Annotated in this window: 26 protein-coding genes; 11 read left to right on the top strand and 15 right to left on the bottom strand. The window is 63.9% G+C overall.

The annotated features are described in order from the left end of the window. The first annotated feature begins 77 nt into the window (after window positions 1-77). Window positions 78-983, top strand: coding sequence for a DMT family transporter (locus AC6I6L_RS01795; RefSeq protein WP_497916002.1), 906 nt, complete (start codon window positions 78-80; stop codon window positions 981-983). Window positions 984-1027: 44 nt separating this feature from the next. On the opposite strand, the gene AC6I6L_RS01800 is transcribed toward AC6I6L_RS01795, so the two are convergent. Both AC6I6L_RS01800 and AC6I6L_RS01805 read right to left on the bottom strand, forming a co-directional pair. Then, window positions 1028-1387 carry an ATP-binding protein gene (locus AC6I6L_RS01800; protein WP_497916003.1) on the bottom strand — a complete coding sequence of 120 codons (360 nt, stop codon included), beginning with the start codon at window positions 1385-1387 and terminating at the stop codon, window positions 1028-1030. 154 nt (window positions 1388-1541) lie between these two features. After that, on the bottom strand, window positions 1542-1943 hold the full coding sequence (locus AC6I6L_RS01805; RefSeq protein WP_497916004.1) for a PPOX class F420-dependent oxidoreductase: 402 nt from the start codon (window positions 1941-1943) through the stop codon (window positions 1542-1544). Between the two features lie 281 nt (window positions 1944-2224). Here AC6I6L_RS01805 and AC6I6L_RS01810 point away from each other — a divergent pair, with 281 nt between their 5' ends. Together AC6I6L_RS01810 and AC6I6L_RS01815 are read left to right on the top strand one after the other, a co-directional pair. Continuing rightward, on the top strand, window positions 2225-2647 hold the full coding sequence (locus tag AC6I6L_RS01810) for an EamA family transporter (protein WP_497916005.1): 423 nt from the start codon (window positions 2225-2227) through the stop codon (window positions 2645-2647). Beyond that, entirely contained in the window at window positions 2647-3063 is a 417-nt protein-coding gene (locus tag AC6I6L_RS01815) for an EamA family transporter (RefSeq protein WP_497916827.1), read from the top strand. The genes AC6I6L_RS01810 and AC6I6L_RS01815 overlap by 1 nt, the downstream gene beginning before the upstream one ends. Window positions 3064-3127: 64 nt before the next feature. Here the strand turns inward: AC6I6L_RS01815 and AC6I6L_RS01820 are convergent, their stop codons facing one another. The 8 genes from AC6I6L_RS01820 to dapA all read right to left on the bottom strand — a co-directional run bounded on the left by AC6I6L_RS01820 (window position 3128) and on the right by dapA (window position 11661). Next, window positions 3128-3931 (bottom strand): alpha/beta fold hydrolase, encoded by an 804-nt coding sequence (locus AC6I6L_RS01820; RefSeq protein ID WP_497916006.1) that lies wholly within the window; start codon window positions 3929-3931, stop codon window positions 3128-3130. A 208-nt stretch (window positions 3932-4139) separates the two neighbouring features. After that, window positions 4140-5378, bottom strand: coding sequence for a M20 family metallopeptidase (locus AC6I6L_RS01825; RefSeq protein ID WP_497916007.1), 1239 nt, complete (start codon window positions 5376-5378; stop codon window positions 4140-4142). Further along, on the bottom strand, window positions 5375-6208 hold the full coding sequence (gene dapF, locus AC6I6L_RS01830) for a diaminopimelate epimerase (RefSeq protein ID WP_497916828.1): 834 nt from the start codon (window positions 6206-6208) through the stop codon (window positions 5375-5377). The genes AC6I6L_RS01825 and dapF overlap by 4 nt, the downstream gene beginning before the upstream one ends. Window positions 6209-6215: 7 nt before the next feature. Continuing rightward, on the bottom strand, window positions 6216-7580 hold the full coding sequence (gene lysA, locus AC6I6L_RS01835; protein WP_497916008.1) for a diaminopimelate decarboxylase: 1365 nt from the start codon (window positions 7578-7580) through the stop codon (window positions 6216-6218). Window positions 7581-7636: 56 nt separating this feature from the next. Next, complete coding sequence (locus AC6I6L_RS01840; RefSeq protein WP_497916009.1) at window positions 7637-8992, bottom strand: metallophosphoesterase; 1356 nt, start codon at window positions 8990-8992, stop codon at window positions 7637-7639. A gap of 148 nt (window positions 8993-9140) precedes the next feature. Continuing rightward, window positions 9141-9977 carry a 2,3,4,5-tetrahydropyridine-2,6-dicarboxylate N-succinyltransferase gene (locus tag AC6I6L_RS01845; RefSeq protein ID WP_497916010.1) on the bottom strand — a complete coding sequence of 279 codons (837 nt, stop codon included), beginning with the start codon at window positions 9975-9977 and terminating at the stop codon, window positions 9141-9143. Then, a complete protein-coding gene (gene dapB, locus AC6I6L_RS01850; protein ID WP_497916011.1) occupies window positions 9974-10741 on the bottom strand; it encodes a 4-hydroxy-tetrahydrodipicolinate reductase in 768 nt (255 codons plus the stop codon). The genes AC6I6L_RS01845 and dapB overlap by 4 nt, the downstream gene beginning before the upstream one ends. Then, window positions 10738-11661, bottom strand: a complete 924-nt coding sequence (gene dapA, locus AC6I6L_RS01855) for a 4-hydroxy-tetrahydrodipicolinate synthase (protein ID WP_497916012.1) — start codon at window positions 11659-11661, stop codon at window positions 10738-10740. Before dapA ends, dapB begins: the two co-directional genes overlap by 4 nt. Before the next feature lie 370 nt (window positions 11662-12031). On the opposite strand from dapA, the gene AC6I6L_RS01860 reads away from it, so the two are divergent. Beyond that, complete coding sequence (locus AC6I6L_RS01860; protein WP_497916013.1) at window positions 12032-12856, top strand: M48 family metallopeptidase; 825 nt, start codon at window positions 12032-12034, stop codon at window positions 12854-12856. Between the two features lie 193 nt (window positions 12857-13049). Next, complete coding sequence (locus AC6I6L_RS01865; protein ID WP_497916014.1) at window positions 13050-13547, top strand: LabA-like NYN domain-containing protein; 498 nt, start codon at window positions 13050-13052, stop codon at window positions 13545-13547. A gap of 54 nt (window positions 13548-13601) precedes the next feature. On the opposite strand, the gene AC6I6L_RS01870 is transcribed toward AC6I6L_RS01865, so the two are convergent. Then, entirely contained in the window at window positions 13602-13826 is a 225-nt protein-coding gene (locus AC6I6L_RS01870) for a hypothetical protein (protein ID WP_497916015.1), read from the bottom strand. A 126-nt stretch (window positions 13827-13952) separates the two neighbouring features. Here AC6I6L_RS01870 and AC6I6L_RS01875 point away from each other — a divergent pair, with 126 nt between their 5' ends. The 3 genes from AC6I6L_RS01875 to AC6I6L_RS01885 all read left to right on the top strand — a co-directional run bounded on the left by AC6I6L_RS01875 (window position 13953) and on the right by AC6I6L_RS01885 (window position 15705). After that, window positions 13953-14441 (top strand): PUA domain-containing protein, encoded by a 489-nt coding sequence (locus AC6I6L_RS01875; RefSeq protein WP_497916016.1) that lies wholly within the window; start codon window positions 13953-13955, stop codon window positions 14439-14441. Window positions 14442-14572: 131 nt separating this feature from the next. Then, entirely contained in the window at window positions 14573-14956 is a 384-nt protein-coding gene (locus tag AC6I6L_RS01880; RefSeq protein ID WP_497916017.1) for a nascent polypeptide-associated complex protein, read from the top strand. Next, a complete protein-coding gene (locus AC6I6L_RS01885; protein ID WP_497916018.1) occupies window positions 14953-15705 on the top strand; it encodes a methyltransferase domain-containing protein in 753 nt (250 codons plus the stop codon). Before AC6I6L_RS01880 ends, AC6I6L_RS01885 begins: the two co-directional genes overlap by 4 nt. 337 nt (window positions 15706-16042) lie before the next feature. Here AC6I6L_RS01885 and AC6I6L_RS01890 read toward each other — a convergent pair whose 3' ends face one another. Continuing rightward, window positions 16043-16351 (bottom strand): transcription factor S, encoded by a 309-nt coding sequence (locus AC6I6L_RS01890; protein WP_497916019.1) that lies wholly within the window; start codon window positions 16349-16351, stop codon window positions 16043-16045. 126 nt (window positions 16352-16477) lie between these two features. Next, window positions 16478-16735 carry a DUF5789 family protein gene (locus AC6I6L_RS01895; protein WP_497916020.1) on the bottom strand — a complete coding sequence of 86 codons (258 nt, stop codon included), beginning with the start codon at window positions 16733-16735 and terminating at the stop codon, window positions 16478-16480. 116 nt (window positions 16736-16851) lie between these two features. Here AC6I6L_RS01895 and AC6I6L_RS01900 point away from each other — a divergent pair, with 116 nt between their 5' ends. Next, the gene (locus AC6I6L_RS01900; protein WP_497916021.1) at window positions 16852-18141 is read left to right on the top strand and encodes an MFS transporter; all 1290 of its coding nucleotides are present in this window, start codon (window positions 16852-16854) and stop codon (window positions 18139-18141) included. Between the two features lie 99 nt (window positions 18142-18240). Next, window positions 18241-18744 carry a DUF5797 family protein gene (locus AC6I6L_RS01905; protein ID WP_497916022.1) on the top strand — a complete coding sequence of 168 codons (504 nt, stop codon included), beginning with the start codon at window positions 18241-18243 and terminating at the stop codon, window positions 18742-18744. 121 nt (window positions 18745-18865) lie between these two features. Here AC6I6L_RS01905 and AC6I6L_RS01910 read toward each other — a convergent pair whose 3' ends face one another. After that, window positions 18866-19942 carry a DUF5787 family protein gene (locus AC6I6L_RS01910; protein ID WP_497916023.1) on the bottom strand — a complete coding sequence of 359 codons (1077 nt, stop codon included), beginning with the start codon at window positions 19940-19942 and terminating at the stop codon, window positions 18866-18868. 169 nt (window positions 19943-20111) lie between these two features. On the opposite strand from AC6I6L_RS01910, the gene AC6I6L_RS01915 reads away from it, so the two are divergent. Continuing rightward, the gene (locus tag AC6I6L_RS01915) at window positions 20112-20540 is read left to right on the top strand and encodes an RDD family protein (protein ID WP_497916024.1); all 429 of its coding nucleotides are present in this window, start codon (window positions 20112-20114) and stop codon (window positions 20538-20540) included. Window positions 20541-20744: 204 nt separating this feature from the next. On the opposite strand, the gene AC6I6L_RS01920 is transcribed toward AC6I6L_RS01915, so the two are convergent. Beyond that, the gene (locus AC6I6L_RS01920) at window positions 20745-21188 is read right to left on the bottom strand and encodes a bis(5'-nucleosyl)-tetraphosphatase (RefSeq protein WP_497916025.1); all 444 of its coding nucleotides are present in this window, start codon (window positions 21186-21188) and stop codon (window positions 20745-20747) included. Between the last annotated feature and the right edge of the window lie 93 nt (window positions 21189-21281).

The following is a 21281-nucleotide window of genomic DNA, read 5'->3' on the forward strand; positions in this document are numbered from 1 at the left end:
CCGACAGGTCGTGGTAGCGATCGACACACCGGAGTCTTTGTAACCCGGTGTCCGAAACGGTGAGGACACGATCGCTGATGAGCGACGCTTCCTCCCGTCTCCTCGATGCCCCACTGGGGTTCCTCGACACCGAGCACATCGGCATTCTACTTGTCCTGATTTCGGGGATCGGGTTCGGGACGCTGGGTATCTTCGGGGTCTACGCCCAGCGGGCGGGTCTCTCGATCCCGACGGTGCTCGCCGCTCGGTTCCTGCTTGCCACCGTCATCGTCTGGGGGGTTCTCGCCTGGCGCGGGCGACTTCCGATTCTCCGCGGGCGAACACTGGCGATCGCGATCGCACTCGGTGGGGTCGGCTATACGGCCCAGAGCGGGCTCTACTTTCTCGGACTGGAGTTTATGACCGCCGGCCTGGTCGCGATCGTCCTCTACACCTACCCCGCGTTCGTCGTGATCCTCGCGGTCGTCGTCATCGGCGAGCGGATCAGTCGGCCTATGCTGGTGGCACTCTGTCTGGCTTTCGGGGGGATCGTCTTCGTCACCGGTGCGAGTCCAGCCGGGGCGTCGGTCGTCGGTGTCGGTCTCGTCCTCGGGAGTGCACTCTCCTATGCCTGCTACATCACCGGGTCGCGGGCGGTGCTCGCGAGGGTCGACCCGATCGTCCTCACGGCGTACGTCCTGCCCGCTGCGGGACTCTCTTATACGATTATCGGGACCGCAACCGGACAGCTGGCGGTTCCGACGGCACCCGCGGCGTGGACGGTATTGCTCTCGATCGCCATCTTCGCGACCGCCGTTCCGGTCGTGACGTTTTTTGCTGGACTGCGGTATATCGGTGCCAGCCGAGCGAGCATCATCAGCACGGTCGAACCCCCCGTGACGGTCGCCCTCGGCGCGTTGCTCTTTGCCGAACCGGTCGCTGTGACGACCGTTATCGGCGGTATCCTGATCCTCGCCGGCGTGATCGTTCTCGAACGCGAGTGATGACGCTACACGGGTGAGACAACTGTATTACGGGTGCGTACTCGTTACTCGACGAACTCGACGCTAACGAACTCGAATCGGGCCCCGCCGGCATCGCTCTCGACCAGTGCTAGCTCCCAGTCGTGTGCATGAGCGATCTGTTCGACGATACGCAATCCGAGTCCGGTCCCGCCATCGGATGCTGAATAGCCGCTTTCGAAGATCTTCTGGCGGTCCGTTTCTGAGACTCCCGGTCCGTCGTCAGCGATGTAAATCTGTTCGACCGAGGGACTTTCGTATCGGATGATCTCGTTCTCATCGAGAACGGTAAGGAGGTTCGTCGAATGCAGTGGGATCAGTTCGAGCAGGTTGCCCTCTCCAAGATCGGTCGGTGACGGCGGTCCCTCCTCCGTTCCGTTCGCCATACGCTCATATCCGGCCGGTGGACTATGATCTCTTCGGCAGGCTGATACTGTCTCGCATTCGCCGCGATCTGAACTGATTCGCCTGTAAGATGATCGGGTGACCCTCGTCACGGAATGGTGTTCGAAGTCGATCCGTAGCTGGTACCTGCGTCGGCTACGCCTCGAACGCACTCACGTTCTCCGGCCTGATGGAGATGATGACCCGCTCCGTTTCGATCGGATTCGGATATTCGTCGTCGCCCAGATACCGCTCGGCCAGTTCGTCGATGTGCTCGCGGGCACCCTCGGTCGTGAGTTCGTCGACCTCACCTGTCACCGAAAGCATCCGGTACGGATTGTCCGGATCGACCATACTCACCGCGACTCGCGGATCGTTTCGCACGTTCTTTTCTTTCCGCCGATCGCGTTCGGTGTTGACGAGAAGTCGATCGGCGTCGGCGTCGTAGTCGATCCACACCGGCGTCACGTGGGGCGATCCGTTCGGTAGGAGCGTCGAAACGTGTGCGAACGTCTCCTTCTCGAACAGGTCCTGAAACTCGTCCGGGATCGAGACCATACCCCTCGTTCGAGACACCGATACTAAGTCGCGCCCCCTTTGATCGCAACGATCGGTGCCACTGGAAGTTCGCACACGTCGACCGCACAACTGCGCTGTGACCGGCGCGCGATCAGTCTCGATCGGTACTGGAAAGTCGGCGGCTAAGACGGACCGAACCGGCGATCGCGCTCCACTGCACCGCGAACGGTTTCGGCGGCGATCGCTCTCCACGCGACGACGAACCGAGTTCCGGTGTCGATGGCTATAAATCGACCGACGGCCGCCTCTCGAGTAAACCGATGGAGTACCTGCTCTGGGTCGGACTCGCAGTTATCGCGTACGGATTGATGCCGCCACTGACGAGTGTCGTCACGTCCGCCGTCCCGCCGGCGATCGCGCTCTTTCTCTCGACGGCCGTCTTCCTGTTGCTGACGCTCGGCGTGATCGTCGCCACCGGTACCGCAGACCCGGCGTACGCGACGACACCCGCGGCGGGCTACGTCTACGCCGCCGGGCTTTTGCTCGCGGTGGGGATCCTCGCGTACTACTCTGCGCTCGAGGTTGGCCCGGTGAGCGTCGTCGTCCCAATCTACGGGATGTTCATCGTCGGGAGTTCCGCGATCGGAATCGCATTTTTGGGCGAAGAACTGACCGCGACGCGGGCCGCCGGCATCGCCGTTGCCGTGCTCGCGATCTACCTCGCCGCGAGTGGTGATCGATGATCCGTCGCTACCTCGCGCTGTCGGTCGTCGCCTGTCTCACCTACAGCCTCGTCGCGCCCCTGGTCTCGGTCGCCATGCTCGAGATGCCGAGTACGACGGCCGTCTTCCTCTCGAACTCGGTCATGCTCGTTGCCGTCGGGACCGTCATCGCCGTCCGCGGTCTGGCGGTCAGGCCGTACATTCGCCACCGGTACAACCTCCACGTCGTCGCGATGGGGGTCCTGTTGTCGGTCGGCCTGCTGAGCTACTACCGGGCGCTCGAACTCGGCCCCGTCAGCGTCGTCGTCCCGATCTTCGGCCTGTTCATCGTGATCAGTTCGTTCGTCGGCATTTTGGTTTTCGAGGAGGCCGTCACCCCTCGCAAGGTGGCCGCGATCGGCTTGAGCGTGGTCGCGATCGTGCTGATGGCGATTTGAGACGGTCTCCCCATCAGGAGGTGTGTGAGCGCCCGGCCCCTTCCACACGACGCGAAATCACAGGTTACGGAAGCGAGTCGACGAACTGGCCTATGACCCGAGTCAATCGCTCGGGTTCTTCGAGTGACAGGGTGTGACCGCTGTCCTCGAAGCTCTCGAAACGCCCGTCGGGGACGAGATCCGCGACGTGACGGACCGATTCGACGGAGCCTCGTTTCTCGTCCGCACCGGCACACACCAGCACCGGTACGTCGATCTCCGGGAGCACGTCCCGGTAATCGCGCGTAAGCGCGTCGAAGAGGATCGCGCTCTTGATCGGCGCGGGGACCCGCGAGAGTTCATCGAACACGAGCGTTCTCGTCGCTTCCGCCGGTGGGTTTTTGAACGCTTGCTGAATAAGGCGCTCGATGAGACTCGATCGATCTCGCTGGACCAGCGCGAGGGTTGCGTCGAGACCCGCCAGATCGGTGAGACCGTACTCGTAATCGTCCCACTGGAATCGAGAGGCCTCCATGTCGATATCCACCAGCCCGCAAAGCCCCTCGGTACCGAACTGGTCGACGTACTCCCAGGAGACGAGCGCGCCCATCGACCACCCGACCAGAACGACGTCCGATAGCTGGCGCTGGCTCACGAAGGCGTGCAGATCGCGGGCGTACTGTGCGACGGTGTGCCCGATCTCCGTCTTTGCCGATCGGCCGTGGCCCCTGAAGTCGAGGGCGACCGTTCGATACTCGTCCGAGAGGGTGGTCAACTGGGGATCGAAGAACCGGTGGCTCGCCATCACGCCGTGCAGGAAGACGATCGGTGGCCCGTCTCCGCGATCGACGTAGTAGAGATCCGCCCCGTTACACTGGCTGTAGGGCATAACGGTGAACGTACGCGCTTCTCGTTGATAAATCGCTATTCCCTCGCTCGGGCCGACTGATCGTCGCTCGCACGATCAGTTCGGCTTCGTTGATCGAGACCGAGAGGTCCTCGTTCGAGAGCGGGTCCGTATCGACCATTCAGCCTCATCGATGGTTACTAGAGAGCAAACCGATCGAAAACTCGTCGCATACCCCTCGGAGAACGAATCACTCGACCAGCGCGGCGATCGTCTCCTCGAGCGCCGCCGCCGCGGCCTCGACGGCGTCGACCCGGACGTACTCGCGGGGCGCGTGGGCGACGGCCCCCTCGTCGTCGGCCAACACGCCCGGCCCGAAGACGACCGTCGGCGCGTCGGCCGCAAAGTACGAGGCTTCGGTCGCGGCGGTAAACGGTCGCACCGCACCGCCGGCGGCGTCCGCGAGCAGGTCGACCACGGGGGCATCGGGGTCGGTATCCCAGGCCTCGAGAAACGGCGTCGGCCGATCGGTAAACCGGAATTCGATGCCGACGTCTCCGGGGACGGCCGCTTGCAGGTGGTCAGTCAGCGCCGCGTGGAACCCCTCGGCCGTTTCGGGAGGGACGCTCCGGCGATCGATCGTCAGCGCGCAGTCGGCGGGGACCTGGTTGGTCGCCTCGCCGCCCTCGACGACGGTCGGTGTGAGCGTCGCCCCGCCGAGTTGCGGGTGGGCGGGCGGCGCGTCGTCGCGATCGTCGAACGTGCGAATTGCTTCGAGTACGCCCTCGAGTGCGGCGATCGCGTTCGTCCCCGACTGCGGTTCGGCGGCGTGGGCGTTCGCCCCGGTGAGGTGTACCGTCCCCTGGAAGCGCCCCTTCGCGGCCGTACAGACATCGAGGTCGGTTGGTTCGCCCACGATCACGGCGTCGGCGTCCCTGGTAATCGATTCCGCTCCCGAAACCAGCGCGTACGCGCCGGTCGAGAGCACCTCCTCGTCCGGGGTGATCGCGAGGGTCACGCGACCACGGGAGGGATCGATCGCGAAAAAGGCCGACAGCAACGCGGCGAGCGGACCCTTCGCGTCACAGGAGCCACGGCCGCGGATTACGTCGTTGCGACCGTCGCCGGCCCCACCCATATCGCTGGTTTCGTCGCTCTCGCTGCCGCTGGTTTCGTCGCTCTCGCTGCTGCTTCGTTCCTCGTCCCCGTCCTCGCTCTCGTTGCGACTGAAGGGGACGTGCGGCGACACCGTGTCGATATGCGTGTTTAAAACGACGTACGTCTCGGCGTCTGTGGGACCGCGTCGTGCGATCACGTTCCCGGCGTCATCGACCTCCGGCGTGACGCCGAGGGTCTCGAGCGTTTCACAGAGAAACTCCCGCATCGGGCCGATGTCCTCGTTCGAGGGATGCTGGACGGCGGTCTCGAGAAACGCGATTGGGTCGAACTCCCTCGCTCGCACCGGACTCGTGGTATCGCTCCCGGTCACGGCTCGACTGGTGGCTTGATGGACACCTTGCCGTCGAACTCGTGTTCGACGGGGCCGGCGAGCATCGGCCGTCCGCGCTCGTTGAAGCTCACACGCAGATCGCCGCCCGGCGGCCGAACGGTTACCGGGTCGGCGTCGGTGCGTCCGAGTCGACGCGCGACGACGGCGATCGCCACCGCGCCGGTGCCACACGACTTCGTTTCGCCTTCGACGCCGCGCTCGAAGGTTCGCTGGTGGAAGCCGCCTTCGCCGTCGGGACTGGCGATCGTGACGTTCGTGCCGAGCGGGAATATCTCGGCGTGACGAACGGGCGGTGCAACCGTTTCGAGATCAATCTCGTCGACATCGTCGACAAAGGCGACGGCGTGGGGAACGCCGGTGTTGACCATCGTCACTTCGAGACCCTCGATCTCTTCTTCGAAAACCTGCTCGTCGGCGTCGACGGGAATCTTCTCGGGATCGAACGTGAGGTCGGTCATCTCGACGGCGACGTCTTCGTCTGTTCGATCGGCTCGGAGCGTTCCCGCCTGCGTGTCTATCATCACGCTGTCCGTATCCAGCCGGTCCATCGCCCAGTCGGCGGCACAGCGTGCACCGTTGCCACACATCGGAGCCGTCGAACCGTCCGGCTGGACGAGCGTCATCACGACGCGGGGTGGCCGAAATCCGTCTTCGAGCGCGAGAAAGAGAACGCCGTCGGCACCGACGCCGTCGTCCCGATCGCACTCGCGTTTGGCGAGTGAACTCCGATCGGGGACGGTGTACTCGTCAGCGCTAATAATCACAAAGTCGTTGCCGGTGCCGTGGTACTTCTGGTAAGGAACGGTCATCATACTGTTATGCCTGCTCGTGGCTGGTGTCGTGGTCCGGCTCGCGGGTCCTCTCGCGGTCGGTGCCGGTACGGGTCGTCTCCAGTCGCTCCTGACGGGTAACGTCGTCGATCGTCTCCCGGCGGCGGGCGAGTCGGACGCCACCGCCGTCGAGGACCACCGAGGCGGGGCGTGGCCGGCTGTTGTACTGGCTGGCCATCTCGTAGCCGTACGCACCGGCGTTGCCGATCGCGAGCACGTCGCCGCGTTCGCTTTTGGGGAGGTCACGGTCAGTACAGAACACGTCGCCGCTCTCGCAGATCGGCCCGCTGATCGTCTGCGGAAGCGTTCCCCGCGGCGGCGCGCCCGTCGACTCGGCCAGGGCCGTCTCGGCGGTTAGATTCCGAATCGGGTGATAGGAGCCGTACATCGCGGGCCGGACGAGGGTCGTCATCCCGGCGTCGACGCCGACGACGGTCGTCTCGCGGGCGTCTTTGACTGTGTTGACGTCGGTCAGAAGCACGCCCGCGTCGGCGACGAAGTAGCGACCGGGCTCGATCGCCAGCGTCGCGTCGATTTCTCCGATCGCGTCGCGGGTCGCTTCGGCGACGGCGGCGAGATCGAGCGGCTCCTCGTCTTCGCGGTAGGGAACGCCGAAGCCGCCGCCGACGTCGACGAACTCGAGTCCGTCGTGGCCGGCCGATCGAAGCGCCTCGTTCGCTTCGCGGGCGAGGTCGCCCATCACCGTGACGAACTCTCGGTGGGTCTCGAGCTGGTCGCCCGAGACGCCCGAGCCGACGTGGGCGTGGATGCCGACCACGTCGAAGCCGCGAGCGGCGGCGTCAGTCAGCACCTCGACGGCGCGTTCGACCGGGACGCCGAACTTCGGCTCTGCGCCGGTCTGGACCTTCTCGTGGTGTCCCGCCCCGACGCCGGGATTGACCCGGAGACAGAGCCGACCGTCGTAGCCCCGACCGGCGAGGCGATCGATCGTGTCCTCGGCCCCCGCGGTGATCGTCAGGTCGGGGTGGTCCGCCCAGAGCTCGACGGCCCGATCGAGGTCGCCGCCCGGCGGGTTGACCGCGGTGTAGTGGACGTCTGCTCCGGGTGCGCCGGCCTCGAGCGCCCGCACGAGTTCGCCTGCAGAGGCGCACTCGAGCCCCGCACCGGCCTCGTGGAGCGTCTCGAGAAGCGTCTCGAGGGCGTTCGCCTTCACCGCGTACATGATCTCGGCGTCCGGAAACGCCCGTCGGAGTCGGCGGTAGTTCTCTCGAACGCGATCGAGATCGAGGACGTACAGCGGTGAGCCGTACTCCGCCACGAGCGTCTGCAGTTTCGTGGGGTCCCACTCCTCGAGCCGACGAACCGCCGGCGACTCCTCGATCGCAGTCATTATCACTCGTAACTCGCCGCGAGAAGTCAAGGCTTTGGGTTTGCCGTCGGTGTTCGTCACTCGGTCAGCCGTTGCTCGGTCGGTTGCGGGTCGGACACCGGAACCTCGTCCTCGATGACCGTTCCGTCGGGTAACTCGAGGTCGGGTTCGCGGCCGACGGTGAACAGTCGCTCGGTGAGGGTGAGCTCTTCGCCCTTCGGACTCGGTTTCTCGATCGCTTCGTAGTCGACGGCGATCCCGCCAGCCTCGGCATCGGCGGTTATGCGGACCGTACACAGCTGGTAGGACGGGTAGAACACCGGCGGGAGAATCCCTGTAATCCCGTCGCGTCGATGCAGTCTCTTGAGCCACGTTCCGGTGTTGACGGCGACGCCGCCGTCGACCTCCTGCAGTCGCGGGCGGTGCGTGTGGCCGTAACAGAAGACCGCCGTCTCAGGCTCCTCCTCGAATACCTCCCGCGCCGCGTCGGCGTAGGGCGTCTCGGCGTCGACGGTGAGTTCCGTCTCGAAGACGCCAAAGCGGCTGATCGTCTTCCTGACGTCTCGACGGATGAAATACAGCGGGACGCCGATCACCAGCACCAGCCCCGTAACCGTGATGTTGACCGCGAGCAGGAACCAGATCGCCGTCCCGGCCGCGCCGAACTGCTGCAGAAAGCTGACGGCCATATCCGCCGGCGTCGACCAGACGCCCGCGAAATCGAGTCCGGCCAGAAGGACGAGAATTATACTGATGTTGAACAGCAAGAGAAACGGCACCAGCGCGTACCGGAGCAGCGGGTTCATTTCCCGATAGAAATACTTCGAGAGGAGCCACACCGGCATCCGTTCGGTCGGCGTCACCGCCTGGACGTCTTTGAGCCAGTTGTACCGCCCGCGATCGGACAACTGGCCCGCGCGGCTGGTGACGAGCGTGTTGTAGAAGTATCCAAGCGGGGTCGCGTACGGGTTTCCCCAGTCTTCGATCCGGTTGTTCGGATCTTGCTGGTGGCCGTGCTCGAAGTGAATGGTCCGGTTACCGACGGGACGGGTAATCGACTCCTCCTGGACGAGATCGACGTTGTACTCCGCGAACCGATCGACGTACTCGCCGTACGCCGCCAGCTCGTGGTCGTGATTGCCCGGCACCAGCGTAATCTGGACGTTCTCGCCGGTCGCCCGTAGCTGTGCGAACAGGTCCGGATAGGTCGCCTCGAGTGCGTCGAATTTCTCGATCCCCTCGATCGTGGTAAACTCCCAGAGCCCGAACGCGTCGCCGTTGATGATCAACTCGGCGGGTTCGTCAGTCGACTCCAGACGCTCCAAGAACTCGAGTAACTCGTCGAGAAACTCGACCTCCTCGAGTTGCTCGTCGCCCCCGATGTGGAGATCACTGATGACGTAATAGACCCGATCGTCCGCGGTCGCTCCCATTGCCCCGGCCTCTCACCCGAACGGTAAAATCCTTTTCGTGTCGATCTCGCTCAACAGTGGGTCCTGAAATTTCACGTCCCGTATGGCCACTCGGTCCGGCGGTGGCGAACCCCGAACCCAAACCTCGAATCCGGATCCCGAATCTCGGTTACTCCCGCAACGCGTCCTCGCGTTCGGTCGCCTCGAGGGTCTCCGTCTCGAGGTCGGTCGCGACGACCGCGGGCTTGTACGCGCCGCCCTCGAAGAGGTCGTGGTCGCTGATCGAAGACTCGACGAAACGGGTGAACGCCCGGCGATCGGCGGGCAGTTCGCCGTAGATAACCTCCTCTTCGACGAGGTCGTAGACGGGGATGCGCGGCGTCAGAAGCGTGTTCTCGCCGACGACGCTGTTCTCGCCGACGACGAACCCCGAGGTGACGCGACAGCCGGCACCGAGGGAAACGTTGTCCTCGACGATCACCGGCGATCCCTCGACGGGTTCGAGCACGCCGCCGATCAGCGTGTTCGCGCCGAGTTTGACGTTCGCGCCGATCTGTGCACAGGAGCCGACCGTGTCACAGGAGTCGACCAGCGTCCCGTCACCGACGTGTGCGCCGATGTTGACGAACGCCGGACTCATCAGAATGCAGTCCGAGCCGACGTGTGCACCCTGTCGGACGACGGTGCCGTCAGGCGTGTTGCGGCTGCCGCGGTCGCCGTAGTCGCTCGAATCGGCCAGCGGGAGGACGTCGTTGTACGTGACGCCGCCGTGTTCGTACTGGCCGATCGATCGCAGGCCGAAGTTGAGCAGGATGCCCTGCTTGACCCAGGCGTTTGCCTCCCATTCGCCATCCCGCTTCTCGGCGGCGCGAATCTCGCCGGACTCGAGGGCGTCGAGGAACGCCTCCAGCGTCGCGTACTCGTCCTCGCCGGCGGAATCGGCGTCGATCGCGCCGTCGTCGTACTGCGTCCACAACTGCTCGATTTCGCTCTGTAGTGCGCTCATTGGTCGATTACGTCCGCAAAGTCGTAGTCACCTGTCTTCTGTCCAGCGATCCAGACCGCCGCGTCGACGGCACCGGCGGCGAAAACGCCGCGGTCTTCTGCACGGTGCGTGAGCCGCACCTCCTCGTGATTGCCCGCGAGGATGATCTCGTGTTCGCCAGTGATGTTTCCCGCACGGAGCGCATGGACGCCGATTTCGCCGTCCTCGCGCGGGTCTTCGCCCTCGCGGCCGTGGGTCCGACCAACAAACTCGCCGTTCGCTTCGATCTCGTCGAGCAGCCGATTCGCGGTGCCACTCGGGGCGTCGCGTTTCGCATTGTGATGCGTCTCGACGAGTTCGATGTCGTACCCAGGCAGGTTCTGCACCGCCTCGCCGACGACGTTGAGGAGTGCCTGCACGCCACGCGCGAAGTTCGGCGCGTGAAGAACGGGAATCTCGTCGCTCAGCGCTGCGAGCGTCGCCTCCTGGTCCTCGGTGAATCCGGTGGTCCCCGTGACGAACGCGACGCCTACGTCTGCACAGTCTTCCGCGTACTCGATCGCCGATTCCGGGCCCGTGAAGTCGATCACGACCGTGGGTTCGCGATCGACGACCAGCGAATCGAACTCGTCGGCCGACTCGACGGCGACGCCGTCGACGGTTTCCCCGTCCGGCTCTCGGTTGACGGCGAAAACGATCTCGCACTCGGCGTGTTCGGACGCCGCGGCGATGACTTCTCGGCCCATCCGCCCCGTCGCGCCGGTGACGCCGAGTCGCACCGTCATCGATCGGCCTCCGCACTCGCGACGGCCGTCGACTGGCTTCCGAGGTCCGCGAGGACGGCTTCGAGTTCGTCGTGGTACTCGTCAGCGAGCCGCGAAAGGGGAGCGCGCATGCGGGCGGGACCGTAGCCCCGGATCTGCATCGCTTCCTTGACCGGGATCGGATTGGTCTCGATGAACAGCGTACGGAAGAGCGGGCCGAGTTCGTGATGGAGTTTCCGGGCGCGTCCGTAGTCGCCTTCCAGGGCTGCGCCGACCATCGCGACGGTCCGCTCGGGTTCGATGTTCGCCGCGACGCTGATCGTTCCGGTCCCGCCGACCGAGATGGTCGGGAGGGTGAGCGCATCGTCTCCCGAAAGGACGGCAAAGTCCTCGTCCGTCGTTCGTTCGGCAATTTCACCGATCTGGCCGAGATCACCGCTTGCCGCCTTGTAGCCCGTGATGTTCGGATGGCTGGCGAGTTCGACGGCAGTGTCGGGTTCGATGTTCCGCCCGGTCCGCGAGGGGACGTTGTAGACGATCTGTGGCAGGTCAACGGCGTCTGCGATCGTTCGATAGTGTTCGATTAGCCCGCGCTGTTCGGGCTTGTTGTAGTACGGCGAGATGAGGAGGAGGCCGTCCGCGCCCGCGGCGGCGGCGCGTTCGGAGAGCTCCAGCGCCTCGCGGGTGTTGTTCGAGCCGGAACCCGCGATGACGGGCACGTCGTCGACGGCGTCGATGACGGCCTCGACGACCTGGACGTGTTCGTCGTGGGTCAGGGTCGCGGATTCGCCCGTCGAGCCGACGGGGACGAGCCCGTCGACGCCCGCCGTCTCGAGGCGCTGGGCGTCGGTCTGTAGCGTTTCGAAGTCGATCCGTTCGTTCTCGTCGAAGGGCGTACACATCGCCGGGAAGACGCCCGTCAGGTCGATAGGTGAACTCATGGTGTGATCGTGGTCGTGGTGGGTCGTGCTGGTCGTGAGGGGTCGGTCGACAGTGGATGGTGTCTGTCAGCGGTCGAGTAGTAGTTGTTGATCGATCGCGCGTAGCCGAACCGCGCCCGAGACGGGGGTGTCACTCCCGCAGCGAGCGCACTCACACGCGTTTACGTTTCGGAAAACGAGGGGCGACGCCGCTCACGAGACGATCGACGGCGCGGTGAGCGACGCGGCGCATACGAACGGTATCGATCCGAACGCTCTTATCCGTTGCGTCTTCGATCGGTCGAAACGGCCGGCGACGGCAGCGATCGTGTGAGGCTGTAACGCGAAATTCCGCGAAATTTATCCCTGACGGGGACTGTTCATTCGGTATATGACTGACTTTGGCCTGAAAGTGCGAATGGCGGTCGTCGGCTCGATCCTGTTCGCGTTCTACATGCTCGTCGGCGCGTTCGGGCTGGCGATGTTCGGATTCGGCGCGTGGCCGATAGTCTTGCTCGGCCTGTTGGCCCTCCCGTTCATTCAGTACAAGATCGGGGTCTGGTCGGCAACCAGAAAGGCAGAGGAGATGCCCGAGGAGGGACAGTACGCGGACATCCATCGGATGACAGAATCCCTGAGCCGGGATATGGGCATCAAAAAGCCCAAACTGATGGTTATGGACATGGGCGTCCCCAACGCCTTTGCGACCGGCCGGAAAGGAAAGGGCGTCGTCTGCGTCTCGACGGAACTCATCCGACTCTTAGAGCGCGACGAACTCGAGGGGGTAGTCGCCCACGAACTCGCCCACATCAAAAACCGCGACGTCGTCGCGATGGTCGTCGGCAGTTCGATCGCGATGATGGTCGGCTGGGTCGCCTACATGGTTTACATCATGAGCAGCGAGCGCGGTCTCGGCGGGATCATCGTCGGGATGGTTCTCTCGAACATTGCACAGATGCTCGTGATGGTCTTCGTCCTCGCCATCTCGCGGTACCGCGAGTTCGTCGCCGACGACGACGCGCGCCAGTACATCGGCAGCGGCGACCCGCTCGCCCGCGCACTCGAGAAGATCTCTCGCGGCTCCGAGGGCCGCGAATCGGCGGTCGACGACAGCGTGAGCGCGTTGTGTATCTTCAACTCGAACGAGAGCTTCCTGGCGAAGCTGTTCGCGACGCACCCGCCGACGGAGAAGCGAATCGAAAAACTCCGCAGCTGAGTCCGAACGAACGGTCGTTTTCTCGGAAGCAACCCGTTCCATCGGGCGAAACCTCGTTCTGACGGGACCGCCGTTTTTAGCCGGCGGGTTTCCACGATGAGGGGGCCACGGACCGGCAGTGTGGTCCGTGGGTCCCACAGGCCGGTCCAACTCGAGGGAAGCCGTTTTTACAGTCGCCCGTCAGGGCTAGTGTATGACCGAGATTCACCCGGGCCAGCGCGTGGCCGTCCTCGTCGACGCCCAGAACCTCTACCATACGGCTCAGAGCATCTACAGCCGGAACATCGACTACTCGTCGTTGCTCGAAAAGGCGGTTCAGGATCGTCAGCTTACGCGCGCGATCGCCTACGTTATTCGAGCGGACTCTCCCGAGGAGGAGAGTTTTTTCGATGCGCTCGTCGATATCGGCTTCGAGACGAAGATCAAGGACATCAAGACGTTCGCGGACGGCACGAAAAAGGCCGACTGGGACGTCGGAATGAGCCTCGACGCGGTGACGCTCGCAAACCACGTCGATACGATCGTGCTCTGTACCGGCGACGGGGATTTCTCGCGGCTCTGTTCGCACCTGCGTCACGAGGGCGTTCGCGTCGAAGTGATGGCCTTCGAGTCCTCGACGGCGGACGAACTGATCGACGAAGCCGAGTCGTTTCTCGACCTCGGCGAACGTCACGAGACGTTCCTTCTCTGAGAGATAGTGGTACTGGAGGCGAACCGATCGCACCGCAGTTTCTGACCTCGACAGTTAAATATCTCCACCGCGCTGGTTCGACAGTACGGTATTTCTTCGCACACCCACGAGGAGGGTACTTGCCGTGACGAGAAGCGCTACCCCCGTCAGTGCGTACACGAACACGTGCGAATCGAACACCGACGGCCCAGCGACCGTCACTCCGCTCACCGCGAGGAGGGCCAGCCCGAGGGTGATCTGCGTGAGGTCCATCTCAACAGCAGCGTATTTCTTCGTCATATATAACAGTCGTGATGATCGTTTCGATATGCGTACTGTAAGCAGTTGACACACACCTCGGTAGCTCCCCGGAACGATCGCCGCGCAGTCGAAGGGCTTTCACGGATCCGGATCGAACCGGGGGCGATGACCGATCCAGGCGACGGCAACGCTGGTCTCCCCCAGCTTCGGACGATCGCGGACTACCAGTTTGGCGCGGGCGCAGGCGACGCGTTGTTTCCCGCCGCGGAGTCGGTACGAATCAAGCGAACCTCCTCGGGTCGGCCCCAGCAGGTCCACGGCGAGGACGGACGGATCGTTTCGTTCGGGGTCGACGGACGGTTCACGCTCGGTCTCGACGGTGGTCGTCGCCTCCACGCTGTACTCGAGTATCCGGCCTATCGCGTCGTCGTCGACGACGAGAGCGAGCCCTTCGTCCGGGACGAAAAAAACGTCTTCACGAAGTTCGTCCTCGACGTCGATCCGGAGATTCGCCCCGGTGACGAGGTGCTGGTGGTCCACGACCGCGGCGAACTGATCGCGGTCGGCACCGCTGAACTGGACGCCGGCGCGATCGAAGACTTCGAGACGGGAATGGCCGTCCACGTCCGCGAGGGTGCAGACGCCGAGTGCTGAACGCTGCCGGGCGCTGCTGGCGGTTTGGGGTGGTAGATCAACCCGAACGGGCATTTTCTGTCCCCCGACGTGGATCGAGCAAGCGACGGGAGACCGCAGGGTAAAAGGTCGCTGGTGACAACGTTGCAGGTATGTTTGGAGGCGGCGGCGGACTCAACCCGCGCAAGATGGAACAGATGATGGAACAGATGGGCATCGACGTCGAGGATATCGACGCCGAGGAAGTAATCATCCGCACCGAGGAGTACGATCTCGTTTTCGGTGACGCCGAGGTGACCAAGATGGACGCTCGCGGCCAGGAGACCTACCAGATTATCGGCTCGCCAGAACAGGTCGAGTCGGGGACAGCAGGTGCCGCCGGCGACGCAGCCGCTGATGGGGACGCCGGCGCGTCGATTCCGGACGACGACGTCGAACTCGTCGCCACGCGAACCGGCGTCAGCGAGGACGAGGCCCGCGAGGCCCTCGAAGCGGTCGACGGCGACCTCGCCGCCGCGGTCGAATCACTCGAGTGACGGCCGACGATCGCGCGAGCCAGCCGGTGGTGCTGGTTCGTGAGGACCGTGAGTACCTCGTCGAACCCGGCACGGAGAAAGGGACCGACCTCGGCGTTCTCGAGATACCCGAGGCCGTCGAACCCGGCCAGACGATCGAAACGCATCTCGGCAACGAGTTTCGGGTCCGACGGCTCCGCGGCCCGGACCTGTTTCACCACTTCGAGCGGACGGGTGCGCCGATGGTGCCCCGCGATGTCGGGCTGGTGATCGGCGAGACCGGCGTCTCTCGGGGCGATCGAATCCTCGATACCGGAACGGGCACGGGCGTCCTCGCGGCGTCGATGGCTCGGGCGGGCGCGTCGGTCGTTACCTACGAGCAAAACCCCGAGTTCGCCGACGTCGCCCGCGAAAACATGGCGTTGGGTGGCGTCACGGACGACGTCGAGGTCCGAACCGGCGATCTCACCGACGAACTCGCGAAGCTCGACTCGTCGTCGTTCGACGTCGTAACGCTCGATACGGCCGATGCAGCCTCGATCGTTGCCCACGTCCCGGACCTGCTCGTCGAGGGCGGGTTCCTCGCCGTCTATAGCCCGTTTATCGAGTCGACTCGCGAGGTCGTCCGGACGGCTCGCGAGGCGGGGCTGGCGAACGTTAGAACTCGCGAGACGATCCAGCGGGAGATGGACTTCGACGATCGCGGCTCCCGTCCGTCGACGGCTCCCGTCGGTCACACGGGCTATTTGACGATCGCTCGGAACGAGTAGTCGGAGTTCCTGTTCACTCGGTCCAAATATTGTTGGCAGTGCTCATTTGGGGATCCCAGCCCAAACCGAAGGTGCCGTTCGAGAACGGCTCGCTGCCCCCTGCACGCAGCTATCCCACAACCGTGAACCCGGCTTGTCAGCGTCCCCACTGACAGCGGTCACACGGACCGCTGTCTACACCCGGATCGTTGCTGGCCGTCACCGCCGCGCCACCGGGTCTCGATGCACCCCCATCGACTTCGGTGGTTTTCTCCCCCCGGCAGATCGATCGGGCCACCCCGTTCGTCCCCACCACGTTCCGTCTCGGTCGCTGTTCTCGGCCAGTCCCAGATTTGGATCAGTTATCGTCTTCGCGCCACTTGTACTCACACTCGCTGCAGATGAAAAAGCGCGTCTCGGACTCGTCTGCGGACCGAATCTGTTGCATGTACCAGTAGGCGCGACCGTGGCCACACTCGGGACAGAGCGCGTCGGTTTCGGGCAGTGACGTTTCCTCGGAGGATTCGATGATTTCACCGACCTCCTGGCTGTCGGTTACGGTGTACTCGGCGGTGTCACCTTTCGGTTTCGTAAAGCCACAGCTACCACAGTGCCACTCGCCGTCTTCGGCTTTCATCATCGAACCGCAGTCGTCGCAGAATTCCATCGTTGTCCAGGATACGTCGGTCGAGAGACTTAAGCGGCCCGTTTACCCGGTATCCGCCGTCGCGACCGTCTTTCGAGGGGGATTGGGGTTTTCTCCGGCGTTTCGGCGTCTTTCCCCACGACTGTACTAGCCCTCGCCTTCGGACTGGTAGGGCTCGCCGACGGCTTCGCGAGGCAAGACGTTGTGGAGTTCGGACTCGAGGGCGTCAGCCGACTCGAACCGATCGGTGGGACTCCGAGCGATGAGTTCGCCCAGGTTTCGTTCTCCGTCGGCCAGTAAGAGCGTGACGTCGTCCAGTTCGGATCCGGCTTCGTCCGGTGTGACAGGATACTCGAGCGACTCGAACGCGGTGTCAACCTCGTTGAGCTTTACCTCGCGTGGCATAGGACGAGCAACGATGGCTACCGGCTTGTAGCTCACGTCCGTTCGGATAGACAGTCACGCGCGCGAATATTTCGATTCGAAACGATAATCCGGATGGCTCTCGGAGCTTGCGGGTGATGCGCGAGACCGTTCGTCGGATCGTCGCGGGGTTTGCCGTCGACCGACGGGTGCTCGCACTCGCGTTTGCACGGATGGCCGACGGAATCGGGAACTCGTTTCTGATCATCGTCATTCCGCTGTACGTCGCGAGTGACATCGTCGGCGGGACGACGTTCGGTCTCGGTGAATCGATGGTTATCGGCGTGATTCTCTCGATTTTCGGCTTTCTCAACAGCTCGTTTCAACCGCTGACGGGACGGCTGTCCGACCGGGCGGGCCGCCGAAAAACGTTCATTCTCGTCGGTCTCGGCGGCCTCGCGATGACGAATTTCGCCTACACGTTCGCGGAGTCGTACATCCAGTTGCTCCTGGTCCGGGGTCTCCAGGGTGTCAGCGTCGCGTTTATTATCCCGGCGTCGGTTGCGCTGGTCAACGAACTCTCGACGACGGACGATCGGGGCGGGAGCATGGGCGTGTACAACACGTTCCGGCTGATCGGGTTCGGCGCGGGACCCGTCGTGGCCGGCGCGGTCGTCAACGCGGGACCGTACACGCTGCCGGGAATGGCGACGATTTCGGGGTTCAACGCGGCGTTTTACGTCGCCGCAATCACGGCCATAATTAGCTACCTGCTGGTGACGATTCTCATTACCGATCCCGAGTCGACCCAGGCGAACGCCGGTGCGGACCTCTCGATTGACGTCTTCAACCGATCCGGGACCACGCTGTTCGATCCGATTTTCACACTCGGAGTCGTCTCGCTGTTTATGGCGACGGCGATCGCGCTCTTTGCGACGCTCCAGCCCCAGGTCAACACTCGCTTAGGTCAGGGATCGACCTGGTTCGGTCTCCAGTTCGCCGCGTTCATCCTGGCTCAGGTCGTGCTTCAGACGCCGATCGGGCGGGCCTGTGATATCTACGGCCGGCGACCGTTCGTCCTCGGAGGGGTGATCCTGCTGATCCCGACGACGCTCGCCCAGGGGTTCGTCTGGACCTCCGAAACCATGTTCCTCGCGCGCCTCCTGCAGGGGATCGCGGGTGCGATGGTGTTCGCGCCGGCACTCGCGCTCGCAGGCGATTTAGCGGGCGAGGGTGAATCCGGCTCGAAGCTGTCGGTGCTGACGATGGCCTTCGGCTTCGGGATCGCGATCGGCCCGCTCTCATCGGGAGCGCTGGTCGGGTTTGGCTTCGAGGTCCCGTTCGTCTTCGGCACCGTCCTCGCCGTCCTCGGCGCGATCATGGTCTATACGCAGATCGAGGAAACGCTCGAAGCGACCGCGCCGGTGCCGGTGATCGGTGACGACTGACCGGTACTGTGGCTGGCGTCGAGTGGACGCCCGCAACGCCCTCCGGAACCCGTCACCGTGACGCAACGCAAAAGTAGCGGATGCGCATACGATTCGACGATGACGCTTTCGGAGGAGGCCAAAGATCGGCTGGCGGACGTGGTGGAACTCCAGCCGACGAAGAACGCGGAGCTACAGGAACGGTGGGGAATGGAAAGCGGCAGCGAGGTCCACGGCTATCTCGAGGACGAACTCGGCGACTATTACTTCCGGGACGACAACAGTCTGATCCGGGCCACGGCCGAGGCCGCCGACCTCGTCGACGTCGAACCCGGCGTCGAAAGCGATCCCGATGAAGACGGGACACCCTCTCGCATTCGCGTGCCCGAACTCCACGCACAGATCGTCGACGTACTTGCCGAACCCGGCGAGGACCCCCAGAGCGTGGTGTCGGTCCTGCACGCCCTCCGGGAGGCCTACGACGTCGATCCTGGGGCCGAGGAGGTTCGTTCGGGACTCCAGAGTCTCCGTCGCAAGGGTGTCGTCGAGATCGAGTACCGGACCGTCCCAACGTTCCGACTGGCAGTGGCACGCGAGGACCTCGAGGTCAGCGTCTCCGGGTGAGCGATCGCGCCGGGTTGTCGGCTTATCTCTCGGCCGCTGCTGGCCGATCCGGCGCTCGTTGCTCCGGGCGCTGCCGGCCGGCCTGCTTGCCGTCCCAGCCGCTGCTGGCCGTCATACGCACTTACTGTCCGGGCCGCCGTCGTCGCCGTCGATCGTCGAGTAACTGCTGGCAGCGTTTTCCCGGCCCGCCCTCGATCGGCCAGCCGCGGGTCCGCCAGACTGGGGGTTCGGGTTCGAAGTCGGGACAGGAGCCAGCACATTCCGCCGCCGTCGGTATCCGCCCCTTCGCGGTACAGTGGGGAACGAACTGATTGCCCGGCCGCGCACGCAACTCGAAGTGTCGACAGTCCGGGCGCATGGTGTCGACGAACGATCGCCAGCCGCGCTCGTAGGCCCGTTCTGCGATCGACAGCCGTTTTGCGGCCTTCGTCTCCGCATCGACGTACTCGAAGCGGGCGGCTGAACTGTCTCGCTCACCGCCGTCGGGTCGTTCGGTGATTCGAGTCCCCGGCTCGTCGACGGACAGCGATCGCGGGTGCCACACCACCTCAGCCAACAGCGAGTCCGGATCGAGCGCGAGTACGCCCGCCTCGACGGGCAGATCCTCGAAGAGGATCGGTTCGATACGTTCGTCGGTCCGCCGGGTCGCGACCCAGACCTCGTCGGCCAGCCCCATCGCGACGTCGTACTCGAGTTGGGGTCCGAGTACACGGGCCGCGCTCCGATCGAGGTCGGGTTTGTTCTCGATCGCGACGATTCGATCGACCCAGTTTGGATAGGCCCATTTGCGGCGGATCTGAATGCGATTCCCGTTGCGCCGCGTCTCGACGACCCCGCGGTCGTCCGCGCGGTGGATCGCTTCGCGGACGTATCGCCACGGATACCCCGGGTGGGGGAGGGCGTCGCGGTAGTAGGCCCACTCCGCGGGGGCGTTCCGAACGACGTGCAGGAGGTCGCTATCGAGTCGGTCGGGACCGAACCGGGCGCGTCGTGCGAGTCCATCGGGGTCACACTCGAGGACGATCGTATCCCACCGTCGGCGTTTCGTACCGAGCTGGCGCGCGACGACGAACGGTGCGCCGTCACCGCGCTCGTCGGCCGATGTCCCGTCGCTCCGATCCTCGCTCGGCGGCCACGCTCGCTCGACCCACCGACAGCACCGGAGTTCGAAGGCGAACTCGGAGGTGTTCCGGTCCACAGACGCGATTGGGTGGGAGCGATACAAACGCTATTCGATCGAGCGGCCGGTTGGGGTTACGGGTCGGCGCGTCGGTGGAGGGGTCAGTGGCGGGTCGGAATCCGAATCGATCGTCCCGGATCTCTCGAAGAGCACAACGTTCTTGTATCAACTCGAGAGTCTTTCCTCCATGGAAAAACATCCAGCACCGGAACTCGGAACGAACGGTGATGTCGTTGGGAAGCGCCTTCTGGCGTTCGTCCTCGATGGTCTCATTTTATCTGTGCTTTCTACACCGATCGTCGCGGTCGGTGCCCTCCTGGGGGATATTACGCTCGCACTCGCGGCGCTCGTCGTTATGGCGGGGAGCCTCGTCTACGTCTTCTTGCTCGAGGGACTGTACGGCTATACGCCCGGCAAGTACGCGCTCGGGCTGGTCGTCGTCAAATCCGACGGCTCGAACTGTACGATCGGTGCGTCGGTCCTGCGAAACCTGCTGTTGATCGTCGATCAACTCCCGTTCGCCTACATCCTCGGCATCGCGTTGATACTCATCACGGACGAAAACCAGCGCGTCGGAGACTTCGTCGCGGACACGATCGTCGTCGAGCAGCACTGACGACGGCGCATTCTTTTGCTGATTCGGTCGTTCGTGGCCACCGCAGCCAACTCCGGTGTCGGTATCACTTCCGTGGCGGTATCGCTCGTCGATCGACCCGAATAACGAGGATTTCGCTATCGTTGCGCCTGGTGACCGACTCGAACCATCGTCGATCCGCTGGTGGGACTGTGGGTGGCTCTCGACCGCTCCCCGGCCGGATCGCTACTCTTCGTCTTCTTGCTCTGCCTCGAGTTCGTCGATGTACTCGTGTGCTTGCTCCAGGATTTCGCGTGGCCCGTCCTGCGTGACGGTGTTGACCGCCTGTTCGTAGTCGCGCCACTGGAGGTCACGATGTTCGTTCGAGAGTTCCGCACTCGCCTCGAACGACCTCGCAATGAAGAGGTGAACGGTTTTGTGGATGGTCTTCCCGTTCGCCTCGAAGACGTAGTCGTAGTCTTCGCGAAAGCCGTCGATGAGTCTGAACTGTTCGATACCTGCCTCTTCCGTTACTTCGCGGATCGCCGTCTGTTGTAGCTCTTCATCTCCTTCGACACCGCCCTTGGGAAACTCCCAGTCGCCTGGGCGGCTCTTGAGTAGAAGATACTCGCGCCGGCCCCGCGTATCGCGGAAGAGGATTGCGCCTGCGCTCGTAGCTTCGACTGCCATTATCTGAAATAACGGGTGCGACGTTAAGAGAATATCGGACTGTTCGTCCTAGAAAAACGTCTCTCACCGTTCGACCGGGGACGTCTCTCTGCA

This window comes from Halosolutus sp. DAT137 (genome assembly GCF_059736405.1).

Bases quoted from the DNA above. Each gene is read 5' to 3' on its own strand.
- AC6I6L_RS01920 (WP_497916025.1), bottom strand. From the start codon at position 21,188: ATGGCAGTCGAAGCTACGAGCGCAGGCGCAATCCTCTTCCGCGATACG.
- AC6I6L_RS01865 (WP_497916014.1), top strand. From the start codon at position 13,050: ATGACCGAGATTCACCCGGGCCAGCGCGTGGCCGTCCTCGTCGACGCC.
- AC6I6L_RS01840 (WP_497916009.1), bottom strand. From the start codon at position 8,992: ATGGGAGCGACCGCGGACGATCGGGTCTATTACGTCATCAGTGATCTC.
- lysA (WP_497916008.1), bottom strand. From the start codon at position 7,580: ATGACTGCGATCGAGGAGTCGCCGGCGGTTCGTCGGCTCGAGGAGTGG.
- AC6I6L_RS01875 (WP_497916016.1), top strand. From the start codon at position 13,953: ATGACCGATCCAGGCGACGGCAACGCTGGTCTCCCCCAGCTTCGGACG.
- AC6I6L_RS01905 (WP_497916022.1), top strand. From the start codon at position 18,241: ATGACGCTTTCGGAGGAGGCCAAAGATCGGCTGGCGGACGTGGTGGAA.
- dapB (WP_497916011.1), bottom strand. From the start codon at position 10,741: ATGACGGTGCGACTCGGCGTCACCGGCGCGACGGGGCGGATGGGCCGA.
- AC6I6L_RS01820 (WP_497916006.1), bottom strand. From the start codon at position 3,931: ATGCCCTACAGCCAGTGTAACGGGGCGGATCTCTACTACGTCGATCGC.
- AC6I6L_RS01880 (WP_497916017.1), top strand. From the start codon at position 14,573: ATGTTTGGAGGCGGCGGCGGACTCAACCCGCGCAAGATGGAACAGATG.
- AC6I6L_RS01845 (WP_497916010.1), bottom strand. From the start codon at position 9,977: ATGAGCGCACTACAGAGCGAAATCGAGCAGTTGTGGACGCAGTACGAC.
- AC6I6L_RS01895 (WP_497916020.1), bottom strand. From the start codon at position 16,735: ATGCCACGCGAGGTAAAGCTCAACGAGGTTGACACCGCGTTCGAGTCG.
- AC6I6L_RS01860 (WP_497916013.1), top strand. From the start codon at position 12,032: ATGACTGACTTTGGCCTGAAAGTGCGAATGGCGGTCGTCGGCTCGATC.
- AC6I6L_RS01795 (WP_497916002.1), top strand. From the start codon at position 78: ATGAGCGACGCTTCCTCCCGTCTCCTCGATGCCCCACTGGGGTTCCTC.
- dapF (WP_497916828.1), bottom strand. From the start codon at position 6,208: ATGACCGTTCCTTACCAGAAGTACCACGGCACCGGCAACGACTTTGTG.
- AC6I6L_RS01870 (WP_497916015.1), bottom strand. From the start codon at position 13,826: ATGACGAAGAAATACGCTGCTGTTGAGATGGACCTCACGCAGATCACC.
- AC6I6L_RS01890 (WP_497916019.1), bottom strand. From the start codon at position 16,351: ATGGAATTCTGCGACGACTGCGGTTCGATGATGAAAGCCGAAGACGGC.
- AC6I6L_RS01800 (WP_497916003.1), bottom strand. From the start codon at position 1,387: ATGGCGAACGGAACGGAGGAGGGACCGCCGTCACCGACCGATCTTGGA.
- AC6I6L_RS01915 (WP_497916024.1), top strand. From the start codon at position 20,112: ATGGAAAAACATCCAGCACCGGAACTCGGAACGAACGGTGATGTCGTT.
- AC6I6L_RS01805 (WP_497916004.1), bottom strand. From the start codon at position 1,943: ATGGTCTCGATCCCGGACGAGTTTCAGGACCTGTTCGAGAAGGAGACG.
- AC6I6L_RS01900 (WP_497916021.1), top strand. From the start codon at position 16,852: ATGCGCGAGACCGTTCGTCGGATCGTCGCGGGGTTTGCCGTCGACCGA.
- AC6I6L_RS01810 (WP_497916005.1), top strand. From the start codon at position 2,225: ATGGAGTACCTGCTCTGGGTCGGACTCGCAGTTATCGCGTACGGATTG.
- dapA (WP_497916012.1), bottom strand. From the start codon at position 11,661: ATGAGTTCACCTATCGACCTGACGGGCGTCTTCCCGGCGATGTGTACG.